The sequence below is a fragment of the Pedobacter sp. JY14-1 genome (assembly GCF_029269825.1).
In the GTDB taxonomy this organism is placed as follows: domain Bacteria; phylum Bacteroidota; class Bacteroidia; order Sphingobacteriales; family Sphingobacteriaceae; genus Pedobacter.
In genome coordinates, this window is the sequence record NZ_JARJHU010000003.1 from 45736 (window position 1) to 71887 (window position 26152).

The following is a 26152-nucleotide window of genomic DNA, read 5'->3' on the forward strand; positions in this document are numbered from 1 at the left end:
ACGGCAGATGAAGATGAAAATGACTAGTTTTGTAAATGGCCGTCCGTTTGTCCCGGCCATACCTGACCATGCCTGAACGTTCCGGAATTACGAAAGAGATGCTGCGTTTTTTTGAGTCGCTGCCACAAAAATGCCTGATCATTTCCCCGGAACTCAGGATACTTTCCGCGTCCGCGCCCTATCTTGAGCTCACAGGTAAATCTATGGACAGCATCAGGGGCGCGGAAGTTTTCGACGTGTTCCCGGTATCGGCTCCCTGGGCGCCCGAGCAGAGCGGTGGGATCGCGGAGTCGCTCGCAAAAGTGCTGGCTACAGGAAAACCGGATGCGCTTCCGGTGATGCGCTTCGATGTCCCTGATCCGGAAAATCCTGACGGGCTTCAGGAACGCTACTGGAAAAGTGCCAATACGCCGGTATTGAACGACGACGGGTCCATCTGGTACATCATCCATCAGACGGAAGATGTTTCTGAGCAGGTGATCTCCGAGCAGCAGCTGCGCCGGAGCCTGGAAAAAGAAAAACTCCTGAACGCGCAGCAGCAGCGCTTGTTTGAGGAGATACCCGCGCAGATCGCCATTGTCAGTGGCCCCGACTTTGTTTATGAATATATCAATCCGCAATACCAGGCCGAACTTTTCCCCAACCGGGACGTCCTGGGCATGCCCCTGCTCGAAGCGGTTCCCGAGGTCAGCGGCCAACCTATCCTGGATGTGCTGAAGCATGTATACCTGACCGGTGAAACCCATACGGAAAAGGAGATCTGTGTACCGCTGGCGCCGGTCACCGGCGGTGAGCTGAAGGACCATTATTTTGACGTTTCCTATCAGCCCCTCAGGAACATCAATGGTGAGATCTATGCCGTATTAAGTTTTAAATATGAAGTCACTACCGTCGTGGCCGCCAGAAAGGAACTGGAACATAGCCGGCTGGAGCTGATCGGGCTCAATAACGAACTGGCCCAGGCCAATGAAGAGATACAGGCCTCCAATGAAGAGCTGAGCGCTACCAATGAAGAACTTTTCTCAACGCAGGAGGAACTGCGAAAGACAAACGTTGAACTCGAAGGTCGTGTCCTGGCTCGTACAGCTGAGCTGAGCATTGCACAGGAACATGCCCGGGCCCAGGCTGAAAGGCTAAGGATGTTGTTTATGCAGGCTCCGGCAGGGATCTGTATCCTGTATGGCCCTGAGCTGGTTTTCGAACTGGCGAACCCTTTGTATGAACAGTTTTTCGTCGGACGTGAGCTGCTGGGCAAGCCCATCTTCAAGGCATTGCCGGAACTGGAAAACACCCAGGTTCATGACATACTGCGCAATGTGTATGAAAAGAATGAAGTTTACGAAGGGAATGAACTGCCGGTTATGCTGTCCCGTACGCCCGACGGCCCGCTTGAACAACGTTACTTCACCTTTATTTACCAGCCCCGCCATGACCTGGATGGTACGGTAAACGGTATTATGGTCTTTGCGCTCGAGGTTACGGAAGCTGTTCTTGCCCGGCAGCGTGAGACAGACCGGCGGAAAGAGATCGATCAGAAGAAAGACGAGTTCATCTCTATTGCCAGCCACGAGCTGAAAACGCCATTGACGGGAATAAAAGGCTTTAACCAGCTGATGGCCAGAACCGACGACCTGCAGAAACAGCAAGCCTATATCCGCAAATCCGCCGAACAGATCGGCAGGCTGGAGAAGCTGATCCATGACCTGCTAGACGTCACCAAGATCACCTCCGGAAAGATCCTGTACAACATGGCGCCGTTCAGTTTCCTGAAAATGCTCAGGGACAGTATCGAAAATGCACAACAGGCAACTGACCGGCACCGGATCGAGCTGGAAGCTGCGGGGGATGTGCAGTATCCCGGGGATGCGGCCCGTCTGGAACAGGTCATGAACAACCTGCTCAGCAATGCGATCAAGTATTCCCCTTCTGCAGACCGGATCTATGTCCGTTACCGCTGCGACGAAAAAGGCATCACCGTGGCTGTACAGGATTTTGGGGTGGGTATCGAGGCCCCGCAAAGACACCTGCTTTTCGACCGGTATTACCGGGCAGATCATACGGCAATGCGCTTTGAGGGGCTTGGGCTGGGCCTTTACATTTCCTCAGAGATCATCAGCCGGCACCAGGGCAAGCTCTGGGTGGAAAGTGAAATGGGACAGGGTGCTGTTTTTTACTTCTGGCTGCCGCTCTGACCGTGTTGTTGGCCTTACAGCATATATTATAGACAAAATCGATTACAATGACTTCCTGATATTGAGTTTCCAGGGATTTTCTATGGAACAGATTTGCCGCGTATCTATCAGTCTGGCCATGGTTTCGCCCATCAGCTTAAAATCGGTGGAAAGCGTCGTAATTCCGCCGGCAAGGATCTCCTTAAGCGGAGTATCGTTATAGGAAATGATCCCGAATTCTGTTCCCGGGTGGAATCCTTGTGACGCGGCCTGTTTCAGCAGGTCGGCGAGGTCCTGGTCTTTTACCACGATGAACAAGTCGCCCTTCCTGATCTTCCTGTTTCCCGTTGCTGAAAGGTAATCGTGCTTCAGACCGTGCTCCTTACAGAATGTCTTTAATCCGTCATACCGCTCCAGTGGTTCCTTTTCCTCCCTTTGTACCATAAAGATTTGCCTGTACTTCAGGATGAGTTCCCGGCCAGATACCAGGGCCTCGTAGGTGTCCTTTTCAAAGTTCTGGAACACAGCCGAATAACTGCCCAGGAGTTCGGGATGGAAGTGGTCAAGCAAAAAAACCCTTCCCGAAAGCGATTGCAGCAAGGGACCGATCCCGGTGAATTTTCCGGACATGATGACATAGTCGGTGTATTTATTGTTCGCATCGTTGACCAGTGTTTCAAATACCCGGCGGTTGTAATTGTGAAAATACAGGTCCACCGTGGCCGAGCTGTCTATATTTTGCATGAAGGCATTGAACAGGTCTTCCTTAAATTCATTGAACTCATTGAACAGCAGAAAAATATTGTGCCCCGCCTGCACCTTTGTGCTCGTAACGAAATAGCCGACACCCTGGTTGGGCGCAATGATGCCCTTGGCCATCAACTCCCGCAGACCGGCGAACACCGTATCACGGGAAAGCCCGTATTCATTCCTGAAGTCGTTGATAGACGGGATCCGGTCCCCCTTCCTGTAGGCTTCCGACTGTATCCTGTCGGTAACGTGGTTAACGACTAATTTATATTTTGATCTGTTTGCTTTCACTGTCTCTGGTCAGGGCAAATATATAGGTTTTAGGCTTGCCGCTTAAAGAAAAAATATAAAAAACTCGTACCAGTTCGTACCAGTTGAAAATATTTATATATTTGGCAGCAGAACCACATATGAACACATGAACATGAAAGGATATGTTTTATTGCTGGCACTTGGTGCAACCGTTGCGCAAAATAGTGTGGCACAGGTCCGTTCCGGAAAACCTGAGGACAGGGACCAGCTGTCGGCAGCGAGACAGGTGCAGATAAACGATGCGTTCTGGAGCCCGAGGTTTGCGCTCTGGAGCACGACTACCGCCAACGACGTACTGGACAAATTTGAAGGTAAGCACCTGGCTCAGCCCAGTGGACGCGCTGAAAACAATGTTTTCGAAAATTTTGACAAGGTGGCCTCCGGGAAAAAGGGAACAGGCCATCATGTCGGTTTTCCCTGGTTCGACGGGCTGGTCTATGAAAGTATCCGTGGTATCGGCGACCTCATCGCCAGGCATCCTGATGCTGCCCTGCAGGCCCGTATCGACGGGTACATCGACCGCATCTACGCCGCACAAAAGGCAGATCCTGACGGTTATATCAATACCTACACCGACCTGGAAGAGCCGGGTCACCGCTGGGGTGATAACGGAGGTTTCCTGCGTTACCAGCATGACGTCTACAATTCGGGAATGCTGGTCGAGGCGGGTGTGCACTACTATAAGGCAACCGGGAAAACCAGGCTGCTGGAAGTGGCGACAAGGCTGGCGAATTACATGAGCGGCCTGATGGGGCCTGTACCCAAGCGCAATATCGTTCCGGCCCACTCCGGTCCCGAAGAAGCGCTGATCAAGCTCTACTGGCTGTACAAGGAAAATCCCGGGCTGAAGAAAAAGGTTGATGTGCCGGTCAATGAAAAGGACTATTATAACCTGGCCAAGTTCTGGATTGAGAACCGCGGCCATAATAGCGGTTACCCACTATGGGCTACCTGGGGCAACGACAAGGCCGAACAATGGATCAAGAAAGAATATAAGAGCAGCATGTCCGGGCCTGGCGTACGCCCGACCTGGGGGGACTATGCCCAGGACTCTATTCCCGTGTTTCAGCAAAAGACGATAGAAGGACATGCCGTCCGGGCCACACTTCTGGCTACAGGCATTACGGCAGCCGCACTGGAAGAGCACATGCCGGAATATGTACAGACCGCAACCCGGCTCTGGGATAATATGGCCGGACAACGGATGTTCGTAACCGGGGGTGTTGGCGCTATCGCGCATGACGAAAAGTTCGGGCCCGATTATTTCCTGCCTACCGGAGCTTACCTGGAAACCTGTGCGGCTGTCGGGGCCGGGTTCTTCAGTCAAAGGATGAATGAACTGACGGGTGACGGCAAATACATGGACGAATTCGAGCGTGTACTCTACAACAACGTGCTCACCGGCGTGTCCCTTTCCGGGACTAAATATACCTATCAGAACCCCCTGAATGCTCATGACCACTCCAGGTGGGACTGGCATGAATGTCCGTGCTGTCCGCCGATGTTCCTGAAAATGGTATCTGAACTGGCGGACTACATTTATGCGACCAAAGGCAGTAACCAGCTTTACGTGAACCTTTTTGCGGGCAGTAAAGCAACGGTTGAAGTGGGCAGGAACCGGGTCGGTGTAAATCAGCAGACCACTTATCCCTGGGCGGGAAAAGTGGTGCTGGATGTCAATCCGGACAAGCAGGCGTTGTTCAGTGTCCATATCCGCATTCCCGGCTGGGCGCGGGGGGTCGAAAACCCATACGGGCTTTACCGGTCTGGCCTGAAAAGTAATTTTACCTTACACGTGAACGGCAGCCCGGAAAAGGTCATCATGAACAATGGCTATGCGGTGATCAGCAGGAAATGGAAGAAAGGCGATAAGATAGAACTGGACCTGGACATGAGCCCGCGCCTGGTAACGGCCAGCCCTAGGGTAAAAGACCTGGACCATATGGTGGCCATCGCCTCCGGCCCAATTGTCTATTCACTCGAAGCCCCGGATAACGCCGACCTCGATGCCATCCAGGTCGATACCGGCGCAGCTATGCAGCTGCAGTACAGAAAGGATCTGCTTAATGGCGTGAATGTAATTACAGGTAAGACCGTCAAGGGAGGCCCCTTTACTGCAATACCCTATTATGCCGTGGGCAACCGCGATGCCAAGGGCTATAAGGTGTGGCTGCCTGTACCGCAGACGGCAACCATCCGCATCCATACCGGACAGGTAGAGAACAAGATCAGCCCACTCATTTACGGGTCCAATATAGAAGATGTGAACCATGAGATCTATGGGGGCTTTTATGACCAGCGTATTTTCGGAGAAAGCTTTGAGGAGCCCGCAACCGGCCTGAACTTTAACCAGTGGCGCAGGTACAGCGGGTTCTGGACCGCAAAGGACGGTGCGGTAACCATTATCCCGGGAAGGGGCACGACCAGCGATGTGGTCATGCACGGTACCCATGGCATCGGTGTGGAACCCGACCACAGCGCCAAGCTGATCTATGAGCCGGAGGAAATGACAGATGGCAGCGCCGAAGCAGAGATCCGCTTTACAGGCAGGGGTGAAAGCGCCGCGCTGCTGCTCCGTGTGGCCAATGCAGGTGTAGGTACCGATAACTTCGACGGCTATGAGGTCAACCTGCACCGCGACGGCAAAAAGATTGGACTGGGCAGGCATGTGCAGAACTTTGAATTGTTGAAGGAAGCTTCGGTTAACTTCGACCCTGAAGCCTGGAACAAGCTGAAGGTGGATTTAAAGGGCGCTGAAATTATAGTCTACCTGAACGGGCAGCAGGTATTCTCGTTTACAGACCCGAATCCCCTGCGCCAGGGAAAGGTCGGCCTGCGTACCTGGCGCTCGGCCGTATCGTTCCGTAATGTGATGATGACCACAGGCGGCATCGCCAGGCCGCTGAAACTCGTCAATGCAACGGACGAGCAGGTCAGCTACAACTGGGACATCATCCGGACGGGTCAGGCGAGGGCCAGCTTCGAATTGGATGCTTCCGCAGGCTATAACGGTAAAAATGCACAGGTGATCCGCTTTACCGGGGGCAGCGGAAAGGCAGGTGTGGCCAACCGCAGCCTGAACCGCTGGGGTATCGCCGTCCGCAAGGGCCAGGTGTTCCAGGGCAGGCTCTACCTGAAAGGGCAGGTGAGCGGCGTAGTAAGTGTGGCGCTCGAAAGTGCTGACGGCAGCAGAACCTACGCAGTGAAGAAGCTCAGCGGTATCGGGGCGTCCTGGAAGAAGTTCCCGTTCAGCCTGACCGCCGCTGCAGCAGACCCGAATGCACGGCTGGCCATTTACCTGGAGGCAAAAGGCCAACTTTGGGTAGACCAGGTGGTGCTGAGGGGTACGGGCAAAGACCAGTTCAAAGGACTGCCCATACGCGCCGATATCGGCAATAAACTGGTCGAACAAGGGCTTACTTTTCTCCGTTATGCCGGAACCATGACCAATTCGCCGGAATACCGCTTTAAGAAAATGATCGGCGACCCGGATAAGCGCCCCAACTACCGTGGCCACTGGAACCATTACACCACGAATGGTTTTGGCATCGAGGAATTCCTGCGATATTGCGAGGCTACAGGGATCATACCGGCATTTGCCGTAAACATTTATGAAACTCCGGAAGACATGGCAGATATGGTGGAATACCTTAACGGCGCGGCCACTACGAAATGGGGCGCACTGCGTGCGAAAAATGGTCACCCCAAGCCTTACCAGGTAAAATACATTGAGATCGGCAACGAGGAAGTCATCTTTAACGGAGACAACCGGAAAGCCTATGAGGAATATGTCGCACGTTTCCACCTGTTATATGATGCGATGAAATCAAAAGATACCTCGCTGAAATTTATCCATGCCGCCTGGTGGCGCCCCGAGTCCCCAAATATGGAATACGTATTCCGGGAGCTGAACGGCAAGGCCGATTACTGGGACCTGCATGTCGGGGGCGACGACCCGCAGGCGGGCATAGATACCGATCGGCAACTGACACGAATGCTGGCTCTGTTCCGGAAATGGGACCCGCAGACCCGTATGAAGATCGCGGTATTCGAGGAAAATGGCAGCAAACACGGTATGCAAAGGGCTCTGGGCCACGCGACCAACCTGAACGCGGTCCGCAGGCACAGTGAAGATGTCCTGACTTCCAGCCCGGCCAATGCCCTGCAGCCTTACCTTCAAAATGACAATGACTGGGACCAGGGCCAGATCTTCTTTACCCCTGACCAGGTATGGGGAATGCCGCCTTTTTATGCACAGCAGATGCAGTCGGAAAATCATTTGTCGTTGCAGGTCAGGAGCGAGGTGGAAGGGAAGCTTGATGTGACCGCCGCGAAGAGTGAGGATGGCAGGACGCTGGCACTTTATGTCGTGAACACCGGCGGTGAAGCCGTGAAGGGTATACTGGAACTGGCGGGCTTTGAAGGCCGCAACCCGGAAGCCGGGGTCTTTGAACTGTCGGGAAGGCTGACTGACCGGAATACCCCGGAAGCACCGGAAAAGCACAAGACCGTAAAGACCAGGGTGACATTGAGCGGGACTACCCCGGAATATGTGTTTAAGCCATATTCCTTTACCATCCTGAAGTTCAATAAATAAGGTGTGTTGCAGGTGAAGCCTGGGTGAACGGAGGGAAAACAAAGGCGGGAGGTTAAGTGAAAAATTATGTTATTTTTGGTTGACACCAAAGAACCCTGAACTCATGAGAACCCTGAACGTCTTTTTATTTTTCCTGCTCACTGTCTTTTTTATCAATACGGAGAGCTATGCGCAAAAGCAGAAAACTGCTGTGGCTAAAAAGCCCCTGGTCGTCTTCGTGACCGGTGACCATGAGTACAGCAGTGAGGCGACCATGCCGCTGATCGCAGCGGAACTTGAAAAGCACTATGGCATGCGTACACTGGTACTGAAGGCTTCGCCAGATTACAATTCAGAAGAGAACATCCCCGGCCTGGAGGCCCTGCAGGAAGCCGACCTTGCCGTTTTTTTCCTGCGCTGGCGGCGTCTGCCCTGGGTGCAGCTGCAATATATCGACGAATACCTCAAGTCCGGTAAGCCGGTGATGGGTTTTCGTACCAGTACTCATGCGTTCAATTATCCGGCGGGGCATGCCCTGGTCAAATGGAACGAGTTTGGTGAATTCGCACTGGGTGCCCCCGGAGGCTGGGGCAAGGGCGGCCACACCCATTACGGGCACCATTCGACGACAGACGTCAGCGTCATCCGCAAACAGGCCGGGCATCCGGTGCTCACCGGGGTGAAGCCCGACTTTCATGTCGCTTCCTGGCTGTACCATGTATTGCCGGATTATCCGGTAAAGGGGACGGTATGGCTGCTCAGCGGCAAGTCGGTCAATCCGGACAAACCTGCCATTGAAAATCCCGTAGCCTGGACCTGGAAGACGCCTGCAGGAGGCCGTGTGTTTACGACCACCCTGGGCCATCCGGAAGATTTCAACGAGGAAGGCCTGCAGAGGCTGGTGGTCAATGCGGTGCACTGGACGCTGGGCATGCCTGTCCCGAAGCAATGGGCGGGGAAGTTTGAGATGAATGTACCTTATCGTCAGCCTTAATCTTTCAGCAGCTCTTCGGGCGCATAAAACCCTTTCTTTCCTTTAGTTGCGGTTCTGATGGCTTTTACCTGTTCCACTGTTACGGCGCTTGCGCTGTTCCCGAAGGCATTTCTCACATAGGTGGCCACGGCTGCCACCTCCTCATCGCTGAGCATACCGCCGAAGGGGGTCATCGGTACCTGGCCGCTATACTTTTTCCCGTTTACGGTCAAGGGTCCTTGCAGCCCGTTCAGGATGATCTTGACGAGCCTGTCTTCCTTGCCGGTTACCCAGGAGGCCCCGGCCAGGGGCGGGAAGCCTGAGGCGGGCAGGCCTTTTCCGTCGGCCTGGTGACAGGTAATGCAATAGCCTTCCCGGGCATAGATGGCCTTTCCCTGCAGGTATGCTTCGCCGGGGACGCCGCTGCCCGCTGTTGCTTCCGGCGTGGTCGCTGCTTCTGTGCTGGCGGCCCTGCCGCTGAGGTGTGCAACCGCGGTCTCCAGGGAAGCTTTCATCCAGTCGTCTACGGGCATTTTAACTGCTTCCTTCAGGATGGCCAGCCCCCTTCCTTCCGGCAGCCAGGAAGCTGCAGCGATAGCTGCCAGCCTTACCCTTCCATGCGGGTCTGCTGCGGCCTTCATCAGCAATTCCTGATGGTTTTTTACCTGATGGCCGTTGTAACGCAGGGCCATGACGGCAGCTGCCCGGGTCCGGTAGTCTTTTGCGGACAGCAGCTTGGCCAGCAGCTCCTGGTCAATTTTGTTCATACCCCAGCTTACCCAGAGTGCCTCGAGCAGATGGTGTTCGTATGCCGGGTCTTTGGGGTCGAGGGCCGATACCCAGGTCTTCAGCGCGGGCAGGACCTCGGCAGCCTTGCGTCCGCGCAGCTCGTTCCTGCTGCGGTAACGGCTTCGGTATTCGGGTAGTTTGAGGTTATCGAGCAGTACCGGGATGCCGGCGCCTGCTACCTTAGCCGGTGTGACCAGGGGACGGGAAGGATAGGTGATGCGGTAAATGCGGCCATGGGAATGGTCGCGGAGCGGATCGCGGGCGTTGTGCTGCATGTGCCCGATCAGGATGTTGTGCCAGTCGGCGATATAGAGGGAACCGTCGGGGGCAAACTCCAGGTCTACCGGCCGGAAGTTCTTGTCGCTGCTTACCAGGAGGTCCTGCCGGTGCCTGCCCTGGTAACCGGTGCCCTCCTCGGCCAGACGGTGTTGTTTGGTGCCGAGGAAGCCGATGGTGTTGTTGATCAGGAAATCGCCCTGCATGTGGTCCGGAAAATGCCTGCTGGAGATAAATTCCAGGCCGGAGGTGGGGCGTACCCGGTGCTCCTCCTCGATGAGGCTGCGCGCCACGGGTGTCGTGTCGCCATATCTTGGTTTTACGGTAACGGGAAGCATCCAGCGCATGTCGGGGCTGGAAGTCTCTGCGTAAAATGGCTGCCCCCAGTCGTCAAAGGCAATGCCCCAGGGATTGGGTACATAGGGTTGGGCGGTACGCTCCAGCTGACGGCGCTGCGGGCTGTACCGGAAGAAGCCGCCGTTGGTCGCCCTTACCGGGCCGTAAGCGGTTTCCACATCGGTATGCAGGAACACGCCTTCGCCCATGTAAATGGCACCTGAAGGGTCGGCTGTAAAGGCGTGGATATTGTGATGGGTATCGTGGTCATCGAAGCCGCTGAGCAGGATCTCGCGGATATCGGCTTTGTCATCACCGTTGGTGTCTTTCAGCAGCATCAGATTCGTGCCTTGAGAAAGGTAAACGCCCTCGGCCGTCACCTCAAAGCCCAGGGGCAGGTGCAGGCTGTCTGCGAAAACGGTCTGTTTATCGGCTTTTCCGTCATGATCGGAGTCTTCCAGGATGATCAGCTTGTCGTTGGGCCTGCTGTCTCCGGGTTTGTAATGCGGATAGCTGGGCATGGTGGCTACCCAGAGCCGGCCCTTGTTGTCGAAGCTGATCTGGCAGGGCTTGGCCAGGTCGGGAAATTCCTGTTCGGAGGCAAAGAGGTCGATCTTAAAGCCTGGGGCTACCTTTAGCTTGCCCAGGGCTTCCTTGCCGGTCAGGTAACGTAGTTCTTCACCTTCGGCAGGCGTATAATTGGTCTTTACCGGAGGAACGGCGGGCGTATTGCGGTCTGCGGCCACCAGATCCTTGCGGACGCCTTTTACCGCCTGCCATATTGCGGTGTCCCGGATCAGGGTCAGCGCCCTTACCTTTGCGATCTCGGCCGGATAATTGTCCGGGCCGAAGGGATCGTACCTGCGGCCATAGGCGTGTACGCCATTGGGGATCTTGAAATCGTTGTGCCACATCCAGTTCTTCTCCAGTACGGCCTGTCGCACCAGGGCGCGGTTCTTCTCTGCCTTTACGGGTGTTTTTCCGAACAGCAGATCGGCGAGTGCCGGTGCAAAACGGGCATAGCCCTGGTCGCTCAGCTGGCAGCCGTCGATGGTCAGGGGGCTCTTTGCTTCGGCGAACCACTGGCGGGTAAGGGTATTGACGTCTGCGAACAGCACATTATGCTTTGCCGCGACGGCCTTCATGGCCTCGGTGTACAGGGCCAGGCGCGTATTTTCGGCCTTGCCGTCGGGCAGGTCGTATTGACCGGACAGGTTTTCAAAGGCGATGGGGGAAACGATGGCAAGCCGGGGTGCTGAACGCCCGTTGTAACGTTGTTTCAGGGTATGCCTAATGAAGGCATCCAGCTCCGCCTTGTAGTTTTCCAGGCCGGCGGTCCCTTCAAAGGATTCATTGTAACCGAAAAAGGCAATGATTACATCGGCCTTCAGCCGTTCCAGCCACTGGTCTTCGGTCTCGAAGAAACCCTGGCTGTCTGAACCGGCCGCCAGCTCGGTCTGAAAACGCGCTGCACCGGGAAAGGCCCAGGGGGAATTGCGACTGGCATGGGGACGGAACCCGGGTGTATTGCCGCCGTCGCACATATTGCGGATAAACAGCCGGTGTTCCGGATAGCGCAGCTGCAGTTCGGTCTCGAAGTACCCGTAGTTCATCATTCTCGAACCCAGGTTGTTGCCGATCAAAACAATATGTGCATCTTTTTCAGGTGCGATCAACGGTGTGGGTGACTGTGTGAACTGAAAGCCGGTGAATGCGGTAAGCAAAACCACGGCCAGCCGTAAAGACGGTTTAAGGCACTTCCGTAGGGTTAAGGTCATTTGGTGATCTGTGTGTGTCCTGTAAATATAAATAAAAAACCTTTGCGGGTTTCTGTTGTTCAGATTACACATCTGCAAATCTATAGCTATGAACAATATCATCAGAAAAATTGAAGACCGGCTCGGCGAACTGAGCATTGAGCCGACGGGAAGGGAAAACATAGACCAGGGTGAGCGCCTGCTTTCGGTACTGGCAGGCTCCTGGCTGTTGTACAAAAGTGTGAAGGGCATCGGAAGGCACCCGCTGAGGGCGCTGACTGGCACCGCTGCCGCAGGCTTGCTGCTTTATCGGGGCGCTACCGGCGTATGCCCGGTTTACGAGCGCATCGGCAAGGACACGACCGATCCTGAAGCGATCACCATTGTGGAGGATATCGTGGTGAATGCACCGAGGCAGAGCGTCTACCGTTTCTGGCGTGAACTGAGCAATCTGCCCAGGTTTATGCAGCACCTGAAATCGGTAGAGGAGACTACAGCGACCAGGTCAAACTGGGTCGCCAATACACCGGGGGGCCTTATTGACCTGAAATGGACTGCGGAGATTACCCGAGAGGAGGAGGATGAATATATTGGCTGGCATTCCGTAAGCGGCTCTATGATCGACAATGCCGGAAAGGTAGAGTTTAAAGATACACTGAACGGAATCGGCACTGAGCTACACATAGAAATCGAATACTTTCCACCGGCAGGAAGTGTAGGTCGCGGCCTGGCATCGCTGTTTACCGGTGTTTTTGAGGACCTGATCCGCAAGGACGTCCAGGGCTTCAAGGCCTATGCGGAAGCAGAAGATTTTAAGGCCTACGCGGGAGTTACCGAGCTGTAATTGACGCGGCTGCGGTGTGATGATCAGGCCAGCGGCAGCCAGATATCGAACTGCGAGCCTTTGCCGGGCTCGCTTTTTACTTCGATCCTGCCCTGGTGACGGTCGATGATCTCCTTGGTAAGGTACAGCCCTAACCCCAGTCCGGAAATGCCGCGTGCAGTTTCTGTCCGGTAGAAACGGGTGAACAGCGAAGCGACCTGTTCCGGGGTAAGGCCCATGCCCTCGTCGCGGACACTAATGACCGCATGGCCGCCGGTAGTGTGCAGCCCGAGATAAATCTTATCTGCCTGGGGCGAGTATTTCACCGCGTTGGTCATGAGGTTGAGGATGGCTTGTTCGATGCGCTGACCATCGGCCAGCAGGACCACTGCGTCCGGCTCCAGTTCGCAGATGACCACATGCTGGTATTCCTGGTAGGAAAAAGTCTCGGCAATGTCGACCATAAGTGCCCTGAGGTCAAAGGACTCAAAATTGAACTCGAGTTTGCCGGCCTGTATCCTCGACATGTGCAGCAGGTCGTCTACCAGGCCGGTTAGCCGGTCGGTCTGGGATACGGATTTCCTGACGAACAGTTCTGCCGGGTGGCCGTCCATCTTCCTGCCCAGCATCTGTAAGTAGCCTTTCAGGGAGGTGAGCGGTGTTTTGAGCTCGTGGGTGGCCAGGGCAATGAATTCGTCTTTTTTCCTGCTCAGTTCCTGGACTTCTGCAAACAGGCGTGAATTATCGAGTGCAATGGCTGCCTGAGCCGCTACGGCAATGACCAGGTCTTCATGTTCGGGAAGGAAGACCCCGGGTTCGGGATGTCCGAAGAAAAGCCCACCGATGATGCTCCCGTTGTTGGAGATGACCGGTACGGCCATGTAGCTGATTACCGGTAAAGCCTCTTCGGGCAATCCGAAACCGACTGCATTCATTTCGTTTTCTGGATCTTTGGTGATGTCGTCTACCCTGACTACGGCGTTCCCGGAAAAGGTGGGGTGAAAGAGACATACTGCAGCTCCGGTGAGTTTGCTGGTCTGGTCTGTGACCCTTTGCAGGATCGTGTCGATATCCATGCTTTCCGAAATCGACCTGCTGATGGAATTCAGGATCTCGAGCCGGGCCGCGTATTTCCTGACCTCGGCCTGGGCCTGTATCTGAGCGGTAATGTCACGGGCGATCTTTGATGCGCCAATGATGTTGCCATGCGGGTCCTTCACCGGAGATACGGTCAGCGAAATGGACACCTGGCTTTTATCTTTCCGGATCCTGACCGTCTCAAAATGCTCGATCTTCCTGTTGGCCCTGATGCTGGCCAGAATATGGTCTTCTTCCTGAAGTTTGGATTCGGGGATCAGTATGGTGATGGACTTTCCCAATACCTCGTCTTCCGTGTAGCCAAAGATGGCTTCAGCCCCTTTGTTCCAGCTCATGATGATCCCCTGCAGGTTTTTGCTGATGATCGCATCGTGAGAGGACTCGACAATGGCAGAGAGCATCATATTACGCAGGGCGGCAGATTCATTCATTTAGGGAATAGTTATACTCATGGCAAGATAATAATAAATTATTCACACTTATCATCCGCGATTATTTCCGGGTGTTTTTACCTCATATATATGGAGTCAGGCAGGTATTTACCGCAACTATTTTTTTACTAATTTTGTTAGTAATGAAACGATCCGGAACAGCTGATCTTCCCTTGCATAATGGTTTTGTGCCCAAATGGCTTGCCGAACGCATGTCACGGATCGGGCTGGCGATTACTGAGGCCATTATCCTGGAATACGGCACGGCCGAGGTACTGAGGAGACTTGCCGATCCTTTCTGGTTCCAGAGCTTTGGCGCGGTAATGGGCATGGACTGGCATTCCTCGGGGATAACGACTTCGGTGATGGGTGCGCTGAGGGCAGCCATTAACCCGCATTACCGGGAGCTGGGAATTTATATTTGCGGGGGCAAGGGCGCAAAATCCAGGAACACACCAGATGAGCTGCTCCGGTTTGGTGAGCGCACGGGGCTTGACGGGGCTGAGCTGGTGAGGGCAAGCAAGCTCAGTGCAAAAGTGGACAATACGGCTCTATTCGATGGCTTTCAGTTGTATATGCACAATTTTGTGGTGGATACCAGTGGTCTGTGGACGGTTGTGCAGCAGGGCATGCGAAATGACAGTGCTACGGCGAGGCGTTATCACTGGCATTCTTCTGCACTGACCTCTTTTACGGAGGAACCGCATACGGGCATCTGCGGCCAAAACCAGGGTCGGATCATGAACCTGGTAGCGAAACAGGCCTTGCCGGCTCAGGGCGCGATGCTGTCGGTTACCCGGGAACACCCGGAGCGGATGATCCGCGAGAGCAGGAAGCTGGTCATGCCCGGGCACCATGACCTGAGGGCGAAAGACGTAGACCTGAAACGCCTTGGTGCAATGTTGTGGCTTACTCATGAAAAACAGCCCGCTGATTTTGAAGAATTGCTTCTTTTGCAGGGTATGGGGCCCAGGACCTTGCAGTCGCTGGCGCTGGTGAGCGAGGTAATCTATGGCACGCCATCCCGGTTTGATGATCCGGCGAGGTTTGCCTTTGCGCATGGCGGAAAGGATGGTCACCCCTTCCCTGTCCCGCTGAAGGTGTATGATGAGACCATCGGGATACTAGGCCAGGCCGTGCACAAGGCCAGACTGGGCCAGACGGACAAGCAGGAGGCGATCAGGAAACTGAGTGAGCTGAGTTTTAAAGCGGAACAGGGATTTGTACCGAATGAAAATTTTGATGCGCTGATCCAGCAGGAACGGGATAATTCCTGGAAGTATGGGGGCAGGACTGTGTTTGGAAAGGCGAAGCCGCCAGAGGGGCAGGGACAGTTGCGGCTGTTTTAGCTAGACGGGTCATTTTTGGACGAATCCAGGAGTTACTGCATCGTAAGTATGCTATTTAGCCGCCTAATTACCATGAAAATCTTAAATTACATTTCGTTTTTTCATGGTAATGTGCTAGATTTATCTTTATGATTGAACGTTTGATTCGAAAGGATATAGAACTGCTATTAAAAGCATTTCCGGCGATTGCGTTATTGGGGCCAAGGCAGGTAGGAAAAACTACTTTGACCAGAGCGCTTCTTAAAAACAGTACAGAAAAGGTGATTTACTTTGATCTGGAGGATGATGATGACCTGGCGCGTATGAAAGATCCGGGCTTCCTTTTTGCAAATTACGTTGATTCTTGTATCGTATTGGATGAAATTCAGCGTATGCCGGATCTATTCAGAAAGCTAAGGCCCATCATCGATCAGAATCGGAGGCCGGGACGGTTTATTCTTACTGGATCGGCATCACCGTTATTGGTGAAAGGCGTCTCTGAATCCTTGGCTGGCCGGATCGCTTTTGCAGAGATGGCGCCTATAAATCTTCTGGAAGCGCTTGATCATGGAATTTCCATGAAAAAGCACTGGTACCGGGGAGGTTTTCCTACGGCGTTAACCAGCGAAACGGATGGATTATTTATGCTTTGGGCTGAGAATTTCATTCGGGCATATATTGAAAGGGACCTTAGCCTGTTATTTGGGGTGAATCTGTCGGAAGTGCTAATCCGGAATTTCTGGTATATGCTGGCGGCGAATAATGGCAGCATCTGGACTGCAGAAAATTACGCGCGGGCATTGGGTGTTACGAGCAATACGGTAAAGCGTTATCTTGAATTCATGGAAGGCGCTTTCATGGTCAGACAACTGCCAGCCTGGTACGTTAACGTAGAAAAGCGGGTAACCAAATCTCCTAAGGTGTATATCAGGGATAGCGGATTGCTGCACCAGTTGAACAGAATAAGAAGCGCAGATGAACTTCCGCTAAATCTGATGGTGGGCGCGTCTTGGGAAGGATATGTAATTGAACAAATTTATCAATTAAAGCCTAAGCACCTGGAGTTGTACTATTACCGTACACACCAGGGGGCAGAGTGCGACCTGATCCTGGTGGATGGCATTAAGCCGGTTGCTGCTGTGGAAATTAAATATTCAAATAGTCCATCGTTGTCTAAAGGTTTTTACAATGTGCTCGAAGATCTGAAGATTGACCGGGCTTTTGTGATTGTCCCCGGAGACAGAGGGGTATATCAATTGGATGATAAGACACAGGTATGGGGGGTCATACCTTTTCTAAAGGAAGTTCTTGATCATGAGCTTTGGAGCTAGAGATAATTCGTACGCTTACGTCTTCCATAGTATCTCGACAAATCGAATGAATTTTGTCGCGATACAGGCGCCGAAACGGCGGTCATTTCTACGGACAATCTGGAAGATTTTTTGTTGCAGAAGGAGATGTTTTAGCCCAAGTAATCAGTCTTGCCTGAGAAGATAAGGCGGGTATTTGATCAATGATATATTAGACTAACGCTTTATGGATAAGGAGACCTTTTATAAGTTAAGTGGCGAAATCATCAGGTATTACAGGAGGAGGAAGGAGCTGCCGCAAAAATATATAGCTTCGGCGCTCGGGATTTCACAGCCGACATACAGCCGGATAGAGGCGGGTACAACCAAGTATGATGCTTACCTGCTCCGTCAGATTTCCGAAATTTTAACGTTGACATCCGAAGAAACTGCAGAACTGCTTTTGACCAAACCCAACCCACAGTTAGTGGAGCTGCTCCAGAGAAATACAACGCTCAGGCATAAAATATAACTGTCAGTCATACTTTATGTACTGGGGCGAATAAAGTTACTCTTGATGTGAATTGGTGTGGTGTCTAGGTTTGTATGGTCTGGTGATATGACCAGGATAACAAACTTGACATCATGAAAAAAATCTATTTAACGCTTTTCGTTGCATTGGGAATGCAGCAGGTATCGTTTGCTCAAAACACCTTTCCTTCTACAGGGTCGGTTGGTATCGGAACTACATCCCCAAGTGCAGGTTACCTTTTGGATATCAGAGGAGGCTTATCAAGTGTCGGAGCCGAATCGAGGTTCTCTAATTTCACTTTTGTCGATCCAGCTTCCGGGGTCGGTTATGGAATAAAGATCGGCGGCGGCGGTCTTGCTGTTCGTGGTAATTCGTTTTTTCTGGATAACGTAGGTATAGGAACCTCCAGCCCCCAATCGAAATTTGACGTTAACGGCCAGATCAGCAGTTATCAGGTCGGCACAGGACAAATAGACAATCTGACCAGCACAAAGAACTTCGTTAATTTCTCGTCAAACAATCATGGATCTGTACTGATTTCCTCCAATTTATTCTGCAGTGACGGTGATGAGTTAAAACTGGCTAAGACACATGCCACGATGTCGGGCTCTGCAATATTGATCCCCGGAAATTCTAGACCCAATCAGGGAAGCATTCTTTTCTATACTAAAGCACCAGGAGCTGCTACAGCGAACGCTAATTATACCGGTACGGTAAGCATGATCATTGGATCTGGTGGAAATGTTGGAATCGGGACAGTTTCTCCAGGTGAAAAGCTTTCTGTAAACGGTAAGATCAGAGCGAAGGAGGTTAAGGTGGAGGCAACCAACTGGCCGGATTATGTATTTGAAAGGAGTTATGAATTGCCTGCGCTTTCTGAAACGGAAAGACACATTAAAGAAAAGGGACATTTGCCGGGTATTCCTTCGGCGAAGGAGGTGAAAGAGAATGGTGTGGAACTGGGCGAGATGAATAAGAAGCTGCTGGAAAAGATTGAGGAGCTGACGTTGCATTTGATTGAGATGGAGAAGAAGATGAAGGTGCTTGAGCAAGTGGTTGAAAATAAAAAACAGTAAATTATATGAAGAAGAAAATAAGTTGCTTGTTTTTGTTAGCATTGGCTTCAACATTAGCGACACAGGCGCAAAACGAAATTAACGTTGATCATCTGAGAGGTAGGGCTTCTGTATCGGTTCCTTTAGCCAGCTTTAAGATTAAAGGATTTGAAAGTAAGCTGTCTTTAGATTACAATGCACAGTCTGTGAAGGTGAAACAACAGAGCGTTTCCGGTGATATGCCCGTTGGCTGGAACCTACAGGGTACAGGAGAGATTACCAGGGTACTGAAGGGTCTTCCTGATGAATATCAGAAATCTGGAGATGCCAGGAAAGGCTGGTTGAATTCCGGTATTCAGGGCCTGGCACAAAGTTTCTCTGTTTCTGATGATAATAACCCTAATACCTGTACGGATGAAGCGACTAACCGCAATTCGATACTTACCAACTGGGGATATACGCTTGATTCGGAACCAGACTGGTTTATGGTAAGTGCTCCGGGACTGAGCTGCAAATTGGTTCTTGACAATACCAATACTTTCAGGGCCATACCGGCACAAGACCTGAAAATTGAATTTCTTGATCAGGCAACAGCTAATCCTTATTTCGTCATCACTAACCGTGACGGCGTAAAATATACCTTTAAAAGCGCGGATGTTGAAACCAGGTCTGTCGCCAAAGTTTACACCAACTCGAGCCTTGATGTCTTTAACCGGGATTATGAGTATTTCAAAACGGCCATTACCTATATTACTACCTGGCATTTAGATAAGATCACGACTTATGACAGTGAATCAAACAAGATCACCTACGAATACAGCCAGGCCACTATTGATCCTGCAAGCTCACAACCTACGCTTTCCAGTTATAGTACCGGAACCAACACCTTTAGCAAAGTTCCTTTATATACAGTGTCTACATCGGGTTCAAGGAAGATACTGAATAAGATCACTTCTACCACTTTACAGCAAGTCAGTATCGGTTATACCCCAACTATTTTTAATGTTGGCAATGGAGCGGGCAACGTAAGTATACAACTGGTGGAGACACAGTTTTCCAACCGGGATTTTCTGACGGAAGTTAGAGAGACGTCGAATGGCTGTACTTCAATTCTTTACAAATTCTCGTATTATAACCCTTCAACTCTTCCGGCGACAAATTCAGATAAGTATGATAGTTGGGGTTATTTCAATAATCTGCTTACCAAGAGACAATTGAATGTATTTCCGGGACTCACCGGAGCATCGGGGCTTTATAAGCCCTATCCCCTGTCTGGATATTCTGGTGAAAACTATGCCTTAAACGGATCTGATCCGGTTATTGATGAGACATCTCTCACTGCCGGGGTAATGTCGAAAGTCACTTATCCTACGGGCGGCAGCTCTTATTTTGAGTATGAAAGTAATAGTTTTTGGGACCAGGATGGGAATGTGGAGATCAAAGGCTCGGGTATCAGGTTGAAGAAGCTGACCCATTTTGACGGGATCAGCCCTGCCAAGGCATCAGTTACGGAATATGCTTACAATATCCCCGGTCAAAGCAGAACTTCGGGAACCATTAAAGCTTTGCCGCAAGTTGCGGCTACAGTCAACAGCTTTGCACATCCAAACAATAGTTCTGCAACATTGACGAATGCCCAGGTATTGGCGCAGGTTTCTCAGCAATCTGCAGATTACTGGAAATACTTAACCGTTATCAGTGATGCAGATCAGGATAACGCTTCCGATCATTCCGTGATCTATCAGTATGTAACCGAAAAGGAAACCGGTAACGGTAAAACGGAATACAAATACAATACCCCGGTGAATCTTTGGGCCGCGGAGACAAACAGTTTAGTTTACCCGGCAATGGCGTGCAGTGGCTCCAAGCCCGCCGGACTGCCTGTGAAGAAGGGTTACGCCCAGTATCCTTTCCCATATAAAGAAAACCAGGAGTATGCAGAAGGATTGTTGCTGGAATCTAAAGTGTTTACCGAAAGTGGTAAACAGGTCAGTGCATCGGAATACGAATACGAAGATTATACTACTTCCCCTCAGGTTATTTACGGAATGGGTTTCGATCTGCTGTATGGCAACTTGTTATTTAGCCGTTACGGATTGACCGTTAATGCAAAAGTGTTGAAACGCGAGAAAGAAACCACTTTCGATACCGGGACGTCTACAAACACCATTTTTACAGAAGTTAACTACGACAATTCTGCTCCGGATAAAAATGTCCGCAGTAAGACAATCATTAATAGTGATAATACTACCCTAAAAACCAGCTATACCTATAGCGGCGATTTTTCTATAGGAGCCGGTCAGATCGCCGCAGACTCTGTTGCGGAAGGAATATACCTGCTCAATCAGAAATACATAAAAGATGTGGTTCTGGAGGAACTGGAACAGCGGCAGGAACCGGGGGCTTCAGTATTCAAAGTTTATGGAGGGAAATTGTTCCTTTACAAGAAAAACGCTTTAAACGGCAATCCTGTAGTTAAAGAGATCAAAACATTAAACAGTCTGACAGGATTATCCGGTGTTTCGGCAGTTTCCTTTAACGGTACGTCTATAGTCTATCATGCGAATTATAAGACCCAGCAGGCATTTACTTATTTCAATTCGTACGATGCTCCACAAGGAATTACTGAAAAGCGGGTAAAATCAGGATTGATGTATTCTTCATTCCTGACCGTTCCTTCAGTGGTTTTCACGGGTGCCGAGCTTGCAAATGTTGCCTTCACGAGCTTTGAAGGTGGTATCTCCAATTTTACGGAAAGCGGATTTGTCCCTGCAGATTATACAACAGATGCACACACCGGGATTCTTGCAGGGACTTTAAAAACGAGTAATTACCTGTCCAGGACCTTTACAAAGCTTACGGGCAGCAGGACATATAATGTCAACTTCTGGGCAAAGGCATCTGCGGCTGGTGTTGTTACGGTTTCACTCAATAATGTGGCTGTTGCGACCATCAATGTCGGTGTTTCCAGTGATTACGTGTTTTATCAGAAACACATTAATGTAGCGGCAATCCCGTCGAGCTCGACGATTAAGTTGAGTGCTTCTTCACCGGTATTTGTTGATGATGTCGCCTTTAGCCCTGAAGAGATCAATTACCAGTTCATCCATTACAGCTATCCTTTTGGCAAGGCATCGGAGACGAATTCCTCCGGCAAGACTGCTTATTATGAGTATGATGGCAAAGGAAGGCCGACAATAACCCGGGATGCCAGCAGAAATATTGTTAAGGTTGAAAGTTACAGGAACTACAATAATATCGGGACGGCATTATCAGCAAGCTTCAGCATGTCCGGGGCGCAGATATCGGTCAATACGCCTATGGCTTTCAGTACGAATAACAATTGCCTTACCGGAGTAAAGTATACCTGGAATTTTGGAGATGGTACGACTGCTGTTGAAACCTACGATCCGCAAGTTTCGCACACCTTCGCTCCCGGGGCTGCCTCGTACACAGTGACACTTACTGCTTACCATCCGGAATTCGGGACAGTGACCTCTTCGCAATCTTTCCAGGTAAAGCTGCTCGTAAGCATTTGTGTTGCCGGGCCAATGCGAAAAGACATCTGTGGCATAAATCCGACGACAATGGGTGATTGTACATCAGGGTTTCCTGCGCCGTCTTCCGGAAGCAAGGTGTATGTCACCGGTATTTCAGGCTGTGCTTCAGGTGCAACTTATCAGTACCAATGGGAACAACGGATCAACGGAACCAATACCTGGACATCAGTAGGTACTAACCAAAACCAGCATACAGTGCCTTATGTGGAAGGTTTAACAGAGTTAAGATGTAAGGTGACCGCATCTTGCGGGATCGTAGGATACTCCGGTTCGGTCATCGTAGAATTTTATAAAAGTGGAAATTGCCCTAATCCTCATGAAGAATAAACTATTATTATTAGCTATAGCTGTTCTTTGGGGCAGTATAGCGTTTGCGCAAACATTGGTTCAGGAGGTCACTTCTCCTGCTTATATAGAGACACAGGTGATCAAAGCATCTGGGGCAAAAACTAAACTGGATGTGTTCCTGTTGAACCCGAGCCAGAAAATGGTGAGCCGCAGGTTTCTGGATGGTAACGGCCGTAATATCCAGGAAGTTTACCAAAATGCGGGAAAAGGAGATAAGACCGATCTGGTTTCCTTTACCGAGTACAACACAATGGGCGGTGTCAGTATGGATTACCTGCCTTATGCGAAAACTACTGGTTTGCAGTTTCAAGGCAGTTCAGTGTCTGACCAGCAGTCTTTTTACGCTTTGACAAGTGTCGGGAAATATGCAAAAGACAACGCGCCTTATGCTCAGCTGGTCTATGAGAACAGCCCTATGCAGCGGCTTTTGCAGGAAGGCAGTTATGGCGCAAACTGGCAGATTTCAACCGGGAAAATAAAGACCTATTCCAGCAGGACCAATACATCTGCGGATCAGGTCAGGCTATTGAAACCTGATGCTACCAGCACGGGCTTTTATGGTGCTGGTCTGTTGACGGTTGAGGAGACGACGGATGAGGAAGGGATGAAGATGATGATCTTCAAGGATAAAGCTGAAAATGTCATTTTGAAGCGGCAACTGGTAGATGAGACCATTGGCGGTGTTTATTACCAGTACAAAGAGACATACTATGTCTATGCCTATTCCGGCGCGCTGAATATGGTTATCCCTCCAAAGGTCGTAGCCGCGATGAAGGCGGCCAGCTGGGTGTTGAGTACCAACGATGCAGACAACAATGTCTTTAAATATGGCTATGATGATGAAGGTAAACTTATCCAGCGCAAAACGCCTTCTTCTGCCTGGGTATATATTATATATGACAAACAGGACCGTCCGGTATTGCTGCAGAATGCAAAGTTGAGGAGCCAGAACAAGTGGAGTTTTACGAAGTATGACCAGATGAACCGTCCGGTGATGGAAGGGATCATCGTGGACAACACCAGGACGACTTATGCTGCCATGCAGGCTTATGTTCAGACTTTCGATTATACCAATTCTTCTGTAAGCTATTGCGAGAAGATGGGGACGACGCTGGAGGGCTATACGAATGTGACCTTTCCGACGGCCATTACCAGCAGTGATGTAACGGGCGTATATTATTACGACACCTATGATCTGGATGCGAATGGGACAGATGATTACATCTATACTGCACAAAGCCTCGGCGCTGATGAACCAGCTCAGGGTAGCGGACAGGGCAACCTGACGGTATTAAAAAGCAAGGTAGTGGGAACGACAACCTGGCTGCAGAAAGTAATGTTCTACAATGCCCGGGGAGAAATGGTTCAGGTCAAGAGCAATAATGTCCTCGCTTCTGCACTGAATGACATCAGGACGGTGGTTTACAATTTTGATGGGACAATTAAGCAGAAGGTTAACAAGAAAAATACAGGGACCGAACAAAAGACGGTGCAATCCTATACCTATGACGCTGTAAACCGGTTAAAGCGTATCAGCCACCAGGTGAACAGCCAGTCTGCACAAGTAATTGCCCAATATGAATATAATGAACTTGGCCAACTGGTAGATAAGAACCTGGGTATGCTGGGCAATGGGACTAACATTCCTGCAGATCTTACCCTGGACCAAAACGACAATGTGGCTTCAGGCCAGACCAAGACTGTAATTGCTTCTAACGGCATAACGCTGGCGCCGGGTTTCCAGGCAGCATCGGGCTCGGTGTTCAGCGCCAGTATCGGCGGCTTCCTTCAGTCGGTGGACTACCAGTACAATATCCGCGGCTGGCTGACGCGAATCAACAACCCTGGTTTAACTTCTGACAATTACAACGAGGAAGTTAACGATGTGTTTGGTATGGAACTGCTTTACGAGCAGTCGGCCGATATCGGCAATACCGCTAAGTTTAACGGCTTGATCACCGGGATGAAATGGCGTTCTAAGATGACGGGCAATGCCTATACAGACATTGAGCGCAGTTACACTTATGGGTATGACAAGCTGGGCCAATTGCGTGACGCGCTGTTCAAAGCGAAACAGGGTTCTTCCTGGAATGCTATGGTGGATGCTTTCAGTGAGAAGGAGATCAAATATGACCTGAACGGAAATATCACCGCTTTAAGGCGCTTTATGTGGAACAGCACCAGCAGTGGCGCCCAGGAGATTGACCAGCTGAGCTATACCTACGGCACAACCAAACAGGACCAGCTGGTAAAAGTCGAAGATCCGCTGGGCAGTACTGGTAATGTGGGCTTTAAAAATGGTGTCAATGAATCGACAGAATATGAGTATAACGATGACGGGAACCTGACCAAGGACAAGAACAAGGGGTTCAATTACACTTACAATGACCTGGGAAAGGTATCCAGGATCACTTATATCTCGGATGCGACCAAGTACATCTCATTTGACTATACCTCCTCAGGTGAGAAGATCAGGCGGTCAGTTTACCAAAGCGGCAGCTTGATCAAACAGGTGAGTTACCTGGATGAGTTTGTGTATGAAGGTGGCGCGATCAGCTATGTGAGCCACGAGGAGGGCCGTGTTCGCCTGGCCGGAGGTACAGTGAAATACGAGTATTTCATTAAGGACCATCTGGGCAATGTAAGGGTAAGCTTTGAAGACAATGGCGGTGTAGCCCTGGTAAGGCAGGAAAGCAGTTATTATGCTTTCGGTATGCAGCATGCACCGATCTATAAGCCTACGGATATGAACAAGGAGCTGTTCAACAGCGGCTCTGAATGGATCTCGGATTTTGATGATGATCCTGATCTGTACAATACGTTCTTCAGGAACTATGACCCGGTGCTGGGCAGGTTCAATGGAGTTGACCCGATGGCGGATAAGTACACGGATTATACGGTGTACAATTATGCGTTCAATAATCCGATCTCGCTGACGGATCCTAGCGGGGCTGCTCCTGTGCCGGATTTTGATAAGATCGTTGAAGAGTTGAAGCGCTCACCATTTGGAGGTGTCTGGACGCCAGGAGGCGGTTATAGATTCTATACAGAAGAAGAAAATAAAAAGTTTGCGGAAGGTATTAGGGAAAAGGGCTATTTTGAATTGAACATCAATGAAGTTGTTCGATATTCGGATGGTTCTTACGAGGTCATTGTCCATCCCAGAGCTAAGATCTATTCAAACAGAACAATAGGGAACAATTTCGTATCTGTTTTTGAAAGGAATAAGAGTGTCGGCGAACCAGGAACATTGGAAAGTTTCATTCCTGTTTGGGGAAGTGGCAGGGCAGCGATCAACGATTTCCAAAATGGGCGTTACGGCTGGGCTGCTTTTAATGCCGCATTGGCAATTTCGGATGTGTTTCTTGTTAAAGCAGCAGTAACAGCTGTTGTAAAGGGAAGTGTCACGTTAGCCGGTAAGTATGTATTGAGGCAGGCGGTTAAGAATCCTTCTCTTTCGGCTGCTGAAGCTTATCGATTAGGTGTAACCAATAGCAAAGGGGTCGCTGCAATGATGCGAGGAAAAGGTATAGATAGAGCTTTCCGAGCAGGCGCAAGTCGAAATCTAATACTGGCTCCAGCTGAAAAATTAGGCATATTAACTATCAATCCAATGAATCGCGGTGCAGATATGGTTGGCAAAGGACTACTAAACGGTTACTGGTGGGATGTGACAACTATAGGGTCGTGGGGATCTCATGTTAGTAAATATGGTGCGGGAGGTATAGGATTAATCTATTAAATTTGA

The 26152-nt window shown here is 50.8% G+C and carries 13 protein-coding genes; 10 read left to right on the forward strand and 3 right to left on the reverse strand.

Annotated elements, in window-relative coordinates:
- Positions 1-35: 35 nt before the first annotated feature.
- Complete coding sequence (locus P2W84_RS06310; RefSeq protein WP_276089275.1) at positions 36-2192, forward strand: PAS domain-containing protein; 2157 nt, start codon at positions 36-38, stop codon at positions 2190-2192.
- Between the two features lie 42 nt (positions 2193-2234).
- On the opposite strand, the gene P2W84_RS06315 is transcribed toward P2W84_RS06310, so the two are convergent.
- Positions 2235-3212: a GntR family transcriptional regulator gene (locus tag P2W84_RS06315; protein ID WP_276089276.1), complete on the reverse strand. Its 978-nt coding sequence runs from the start codon at positions 3210-3212 to the stop codon at positions 2235-2237.
- A gap of 133 nt (positions 3213-3345) precedes the next feature.
- Here P2W84_RS06315 and P2W84_RS06320 point away from each other — a divergent pair, with 133 nt between their 5' ends.
- Complete coding sequence (locus P2W84_RS06320) at positions 3346-7830, forward strand: beta-L-arabinofuranosidase domain-containing protein (RefSeq protein WP_276089277.1); 4485 nt, start codon at positions 3346-3348, stop codon at positions 7828-7830.
- A 103-nt stretch (positions 7831-7933) separates the two neighbouring features.
- On the forward strand, positions 7934-8803 hold the full coding sequence (locus P2W84_RS06325) for a ThuA domain-containing protein (RefSeq protein ID WP_276089278.1): 870 nt from the start codon (positions 7934-7936) through the stop codon (positions 8801-8803).
- On the opposite strand, the gene P2W84_RS06330 is transcribed toward P2W84_RS06325, so the two are convergent.
- Positions 8800-11961 (reverse strand): PVC-type heme-binding CxxCH protein, encoded by a 3162-nt coding sequence (locus tag P2W84_RS06330; protein WP_276089279.1) that lies wholly within the window; start codon positions 11959-11961, stop codon positions 8800-8802. The genes P2W84_RS06325 and P2W84_RS06330 overlap by 4 nt on opposite strands.
- An 88-nt stretch (positions 11962-12049) precedes the next feature.
- On the opposite strand from P2W84_RS06330, the gene P2W84_RS06335 reads away from it, so the two are divergent.
- On the forward strand, positions 12050-12784 hold the full coding sequence (locus P2W84_RS06335; RefSeq protein WP_276089280.1) for an SRPBCC family protein: 735 nt from the start codon (positions 12050-12052) through the stop codon (positions 12782-12784).
- A gap of 23 nt (positions 12785-12807) precedes the next feature.
- Here P2W84_RS06335 and P2W84_RS06340 read toward each other — a convergent pair whose 3' ends face one another.
- Positions 12808-14292 (reverse strand): ATP-binding protein, encoded by a 1485-nt coding sequence (locus P2W84_RS06340; protein WP_276089281.1) that lies wholly within the window; start codon positions 14290-14292, stop codon positions 12808-12810.
- Between the two features lie 143 nt (positions 14293-14435).
- Between P2W84_RS06340 and P2W84_RS06345 the strand changes: the two genes are divergently transcribed.
- The 6 genes from P2W84_RS06345 (at position 14436) to P2W84_RS06370 (ending at position 26146) form a co-directional block, all read left to right on the forward strand.
- Complete coding sequence (locus tag P2W84_RS06345; protein ID WP_276089282.1) at positions 14436-15641, forward strand: DUF763 domain-containing protein; 1206 nt, start codon at positions 14436-14438, stop codon at positions 15639-15641.
- A 128-nt stretch (positions 15642-15769) separates the two neighbouring features.
- The gene (locus tag P2W84_RS06350; RefSeq protein ID WP_276089283.1) at positions 15770-16951 is read left to right on the forward strand and encodes an ATP-binding protein; all 1182 of its coding nucleotides are present in this window, start codon (positions 15770-15772) and stop codon (positions 16949-16951) included.
- A gap of 205 nt (positions 16952-17156) precedes the next feature.
- Complete coding sequence (locus P2W84_RS06355) at positions 17157-17441, forward strand: helix-turn-helix transcriptional regulator (protein ID WP_276089284.1); 285 nt, start codon at positions 17157-17159, stop codon at positions 17439-17441.
- 113 nt (positions 17442-17554) lie between these two features.
- Positions 17555-18517: a hypothetical protein gene (locus tag P2W84_RS06360; protein ID WP_276089285.1), complete on the forward strand. Its 963-nt coding sequence runs from the start codon at positions 17555-17557 to the stop codon at positions 18515-18517.
- Positions 18518-18522: 5 nt separating this feature from the next.
- Complete coding sequence (locus P2W84_RS06365) at positions 18523-22383, forward strand: PKD domain-containing protein (RefSeq protein WP_276089286.1); 3861 nt, start codon at positions 18523-18525, stop codon at positions 22381-22383.
- Complete coding sequence (locus P2W84_RS06370) at positions 22373-26146, forward strand: DUF6443 domain-containing protein (protein WP_276089287.1); 3774 nt, start codon at positions 22373-22375, stop codon at positions 26144-26146. Before P2W84_RS06365 ends, P2W84_RS06370 begins: the two co-directional genes overlap by 11 nt.
- Positions 26147-26152 lie beyond the last annotated feature (6 nt).

Excerpts from the sequence above, each read along its gene's own strand:
- P2W84_RS06350 (WP_276089283.1), top strand. The coding sequence starts at position 15,770 with ATGATTGAACGTTTGATTCGAAAGGATATAGAACTGCTATTAAAAGCA.
- P2W84_RS06345 (WP_276089282.1), top strand. The coding sequence starts at position 14,436 with ATGAAACGATCCGGAACAGCTGATCTTCCCTTGCATAATGGTTTTGTG.
- P2W84_RS06335 (WP_276089280.1), top strand. The coding sequence starts at position 12,050 with ATGAACAATATCATCAGAAAAATTGAAGACCGGCTCGGCGAACTGAGC.
- P2W84_RS06365 (WP_276089286.1), top strand. The coding sequence starts at position 18,523 with ATGAAGAAGAAAATAAGTTGCTTGTTTTTGTTAGCATTGGCTTCAACA.
- P2W84_RS06325 (WP_276089278.1), top strand. The coding sequence starts at position 7,934 with ATGAGAACCCTGAACGTCTTTTTATTTTTCCTGCTCACTGTCTTTTTT.
- P2W84_RS06330 (WP_276089279.1), bottom strand. The coding sequence starts at position 11,961 with ATGACCTTAACCCTACGGAAGTGCCTTAAACCGTCTTTACGGCTGGCC.
- P2W84_RS06360 (WP_276089285.1), top strand. The coding sequence starts at position 17,555 with ATGAAAAAAATCTATTTAACGCTTTTCGTTGCATTGGGAATGCAGCAG.
- P2W84_RS06370 (WP_276089287.1), top strand. The coding sequence starts at position 22,373 with ATGAAGAATAAACTATTATTATTAGCTATAGCTGTTCTTTGGGGCAGT.
- P2W84_RS06320 (WP_276089277.1), top strand. The coding sequence starts at position 3,346 with ATGAAAGGATATGTTTTATTGCTGGCACTTGGTGCAACCGTTGCGCAA.
- P2W84_RS06340 (WP_276089281.1), bottom strand. The coding sequence starts at position 14,292 with ATGAATGAATCTGCCGCCCTGCGTAATATGATGCTCTCTGCCATTGTC.
- P2W84_RS06310 (WP_276089275.1), top strand. The coding sequence starts at position 36 with ATGGCCGTCCGTTTGTCCCGGCCATACCTGACCATGCCTGAACGTTCC.
- P2W84_RS06355 (WP_276089284.1), top strand. The coding sequence starts at position 17,157 with ATGGATAAGGAGACCTTTTATAAGTTAAGTGGCGAAATCATCAGGTAT.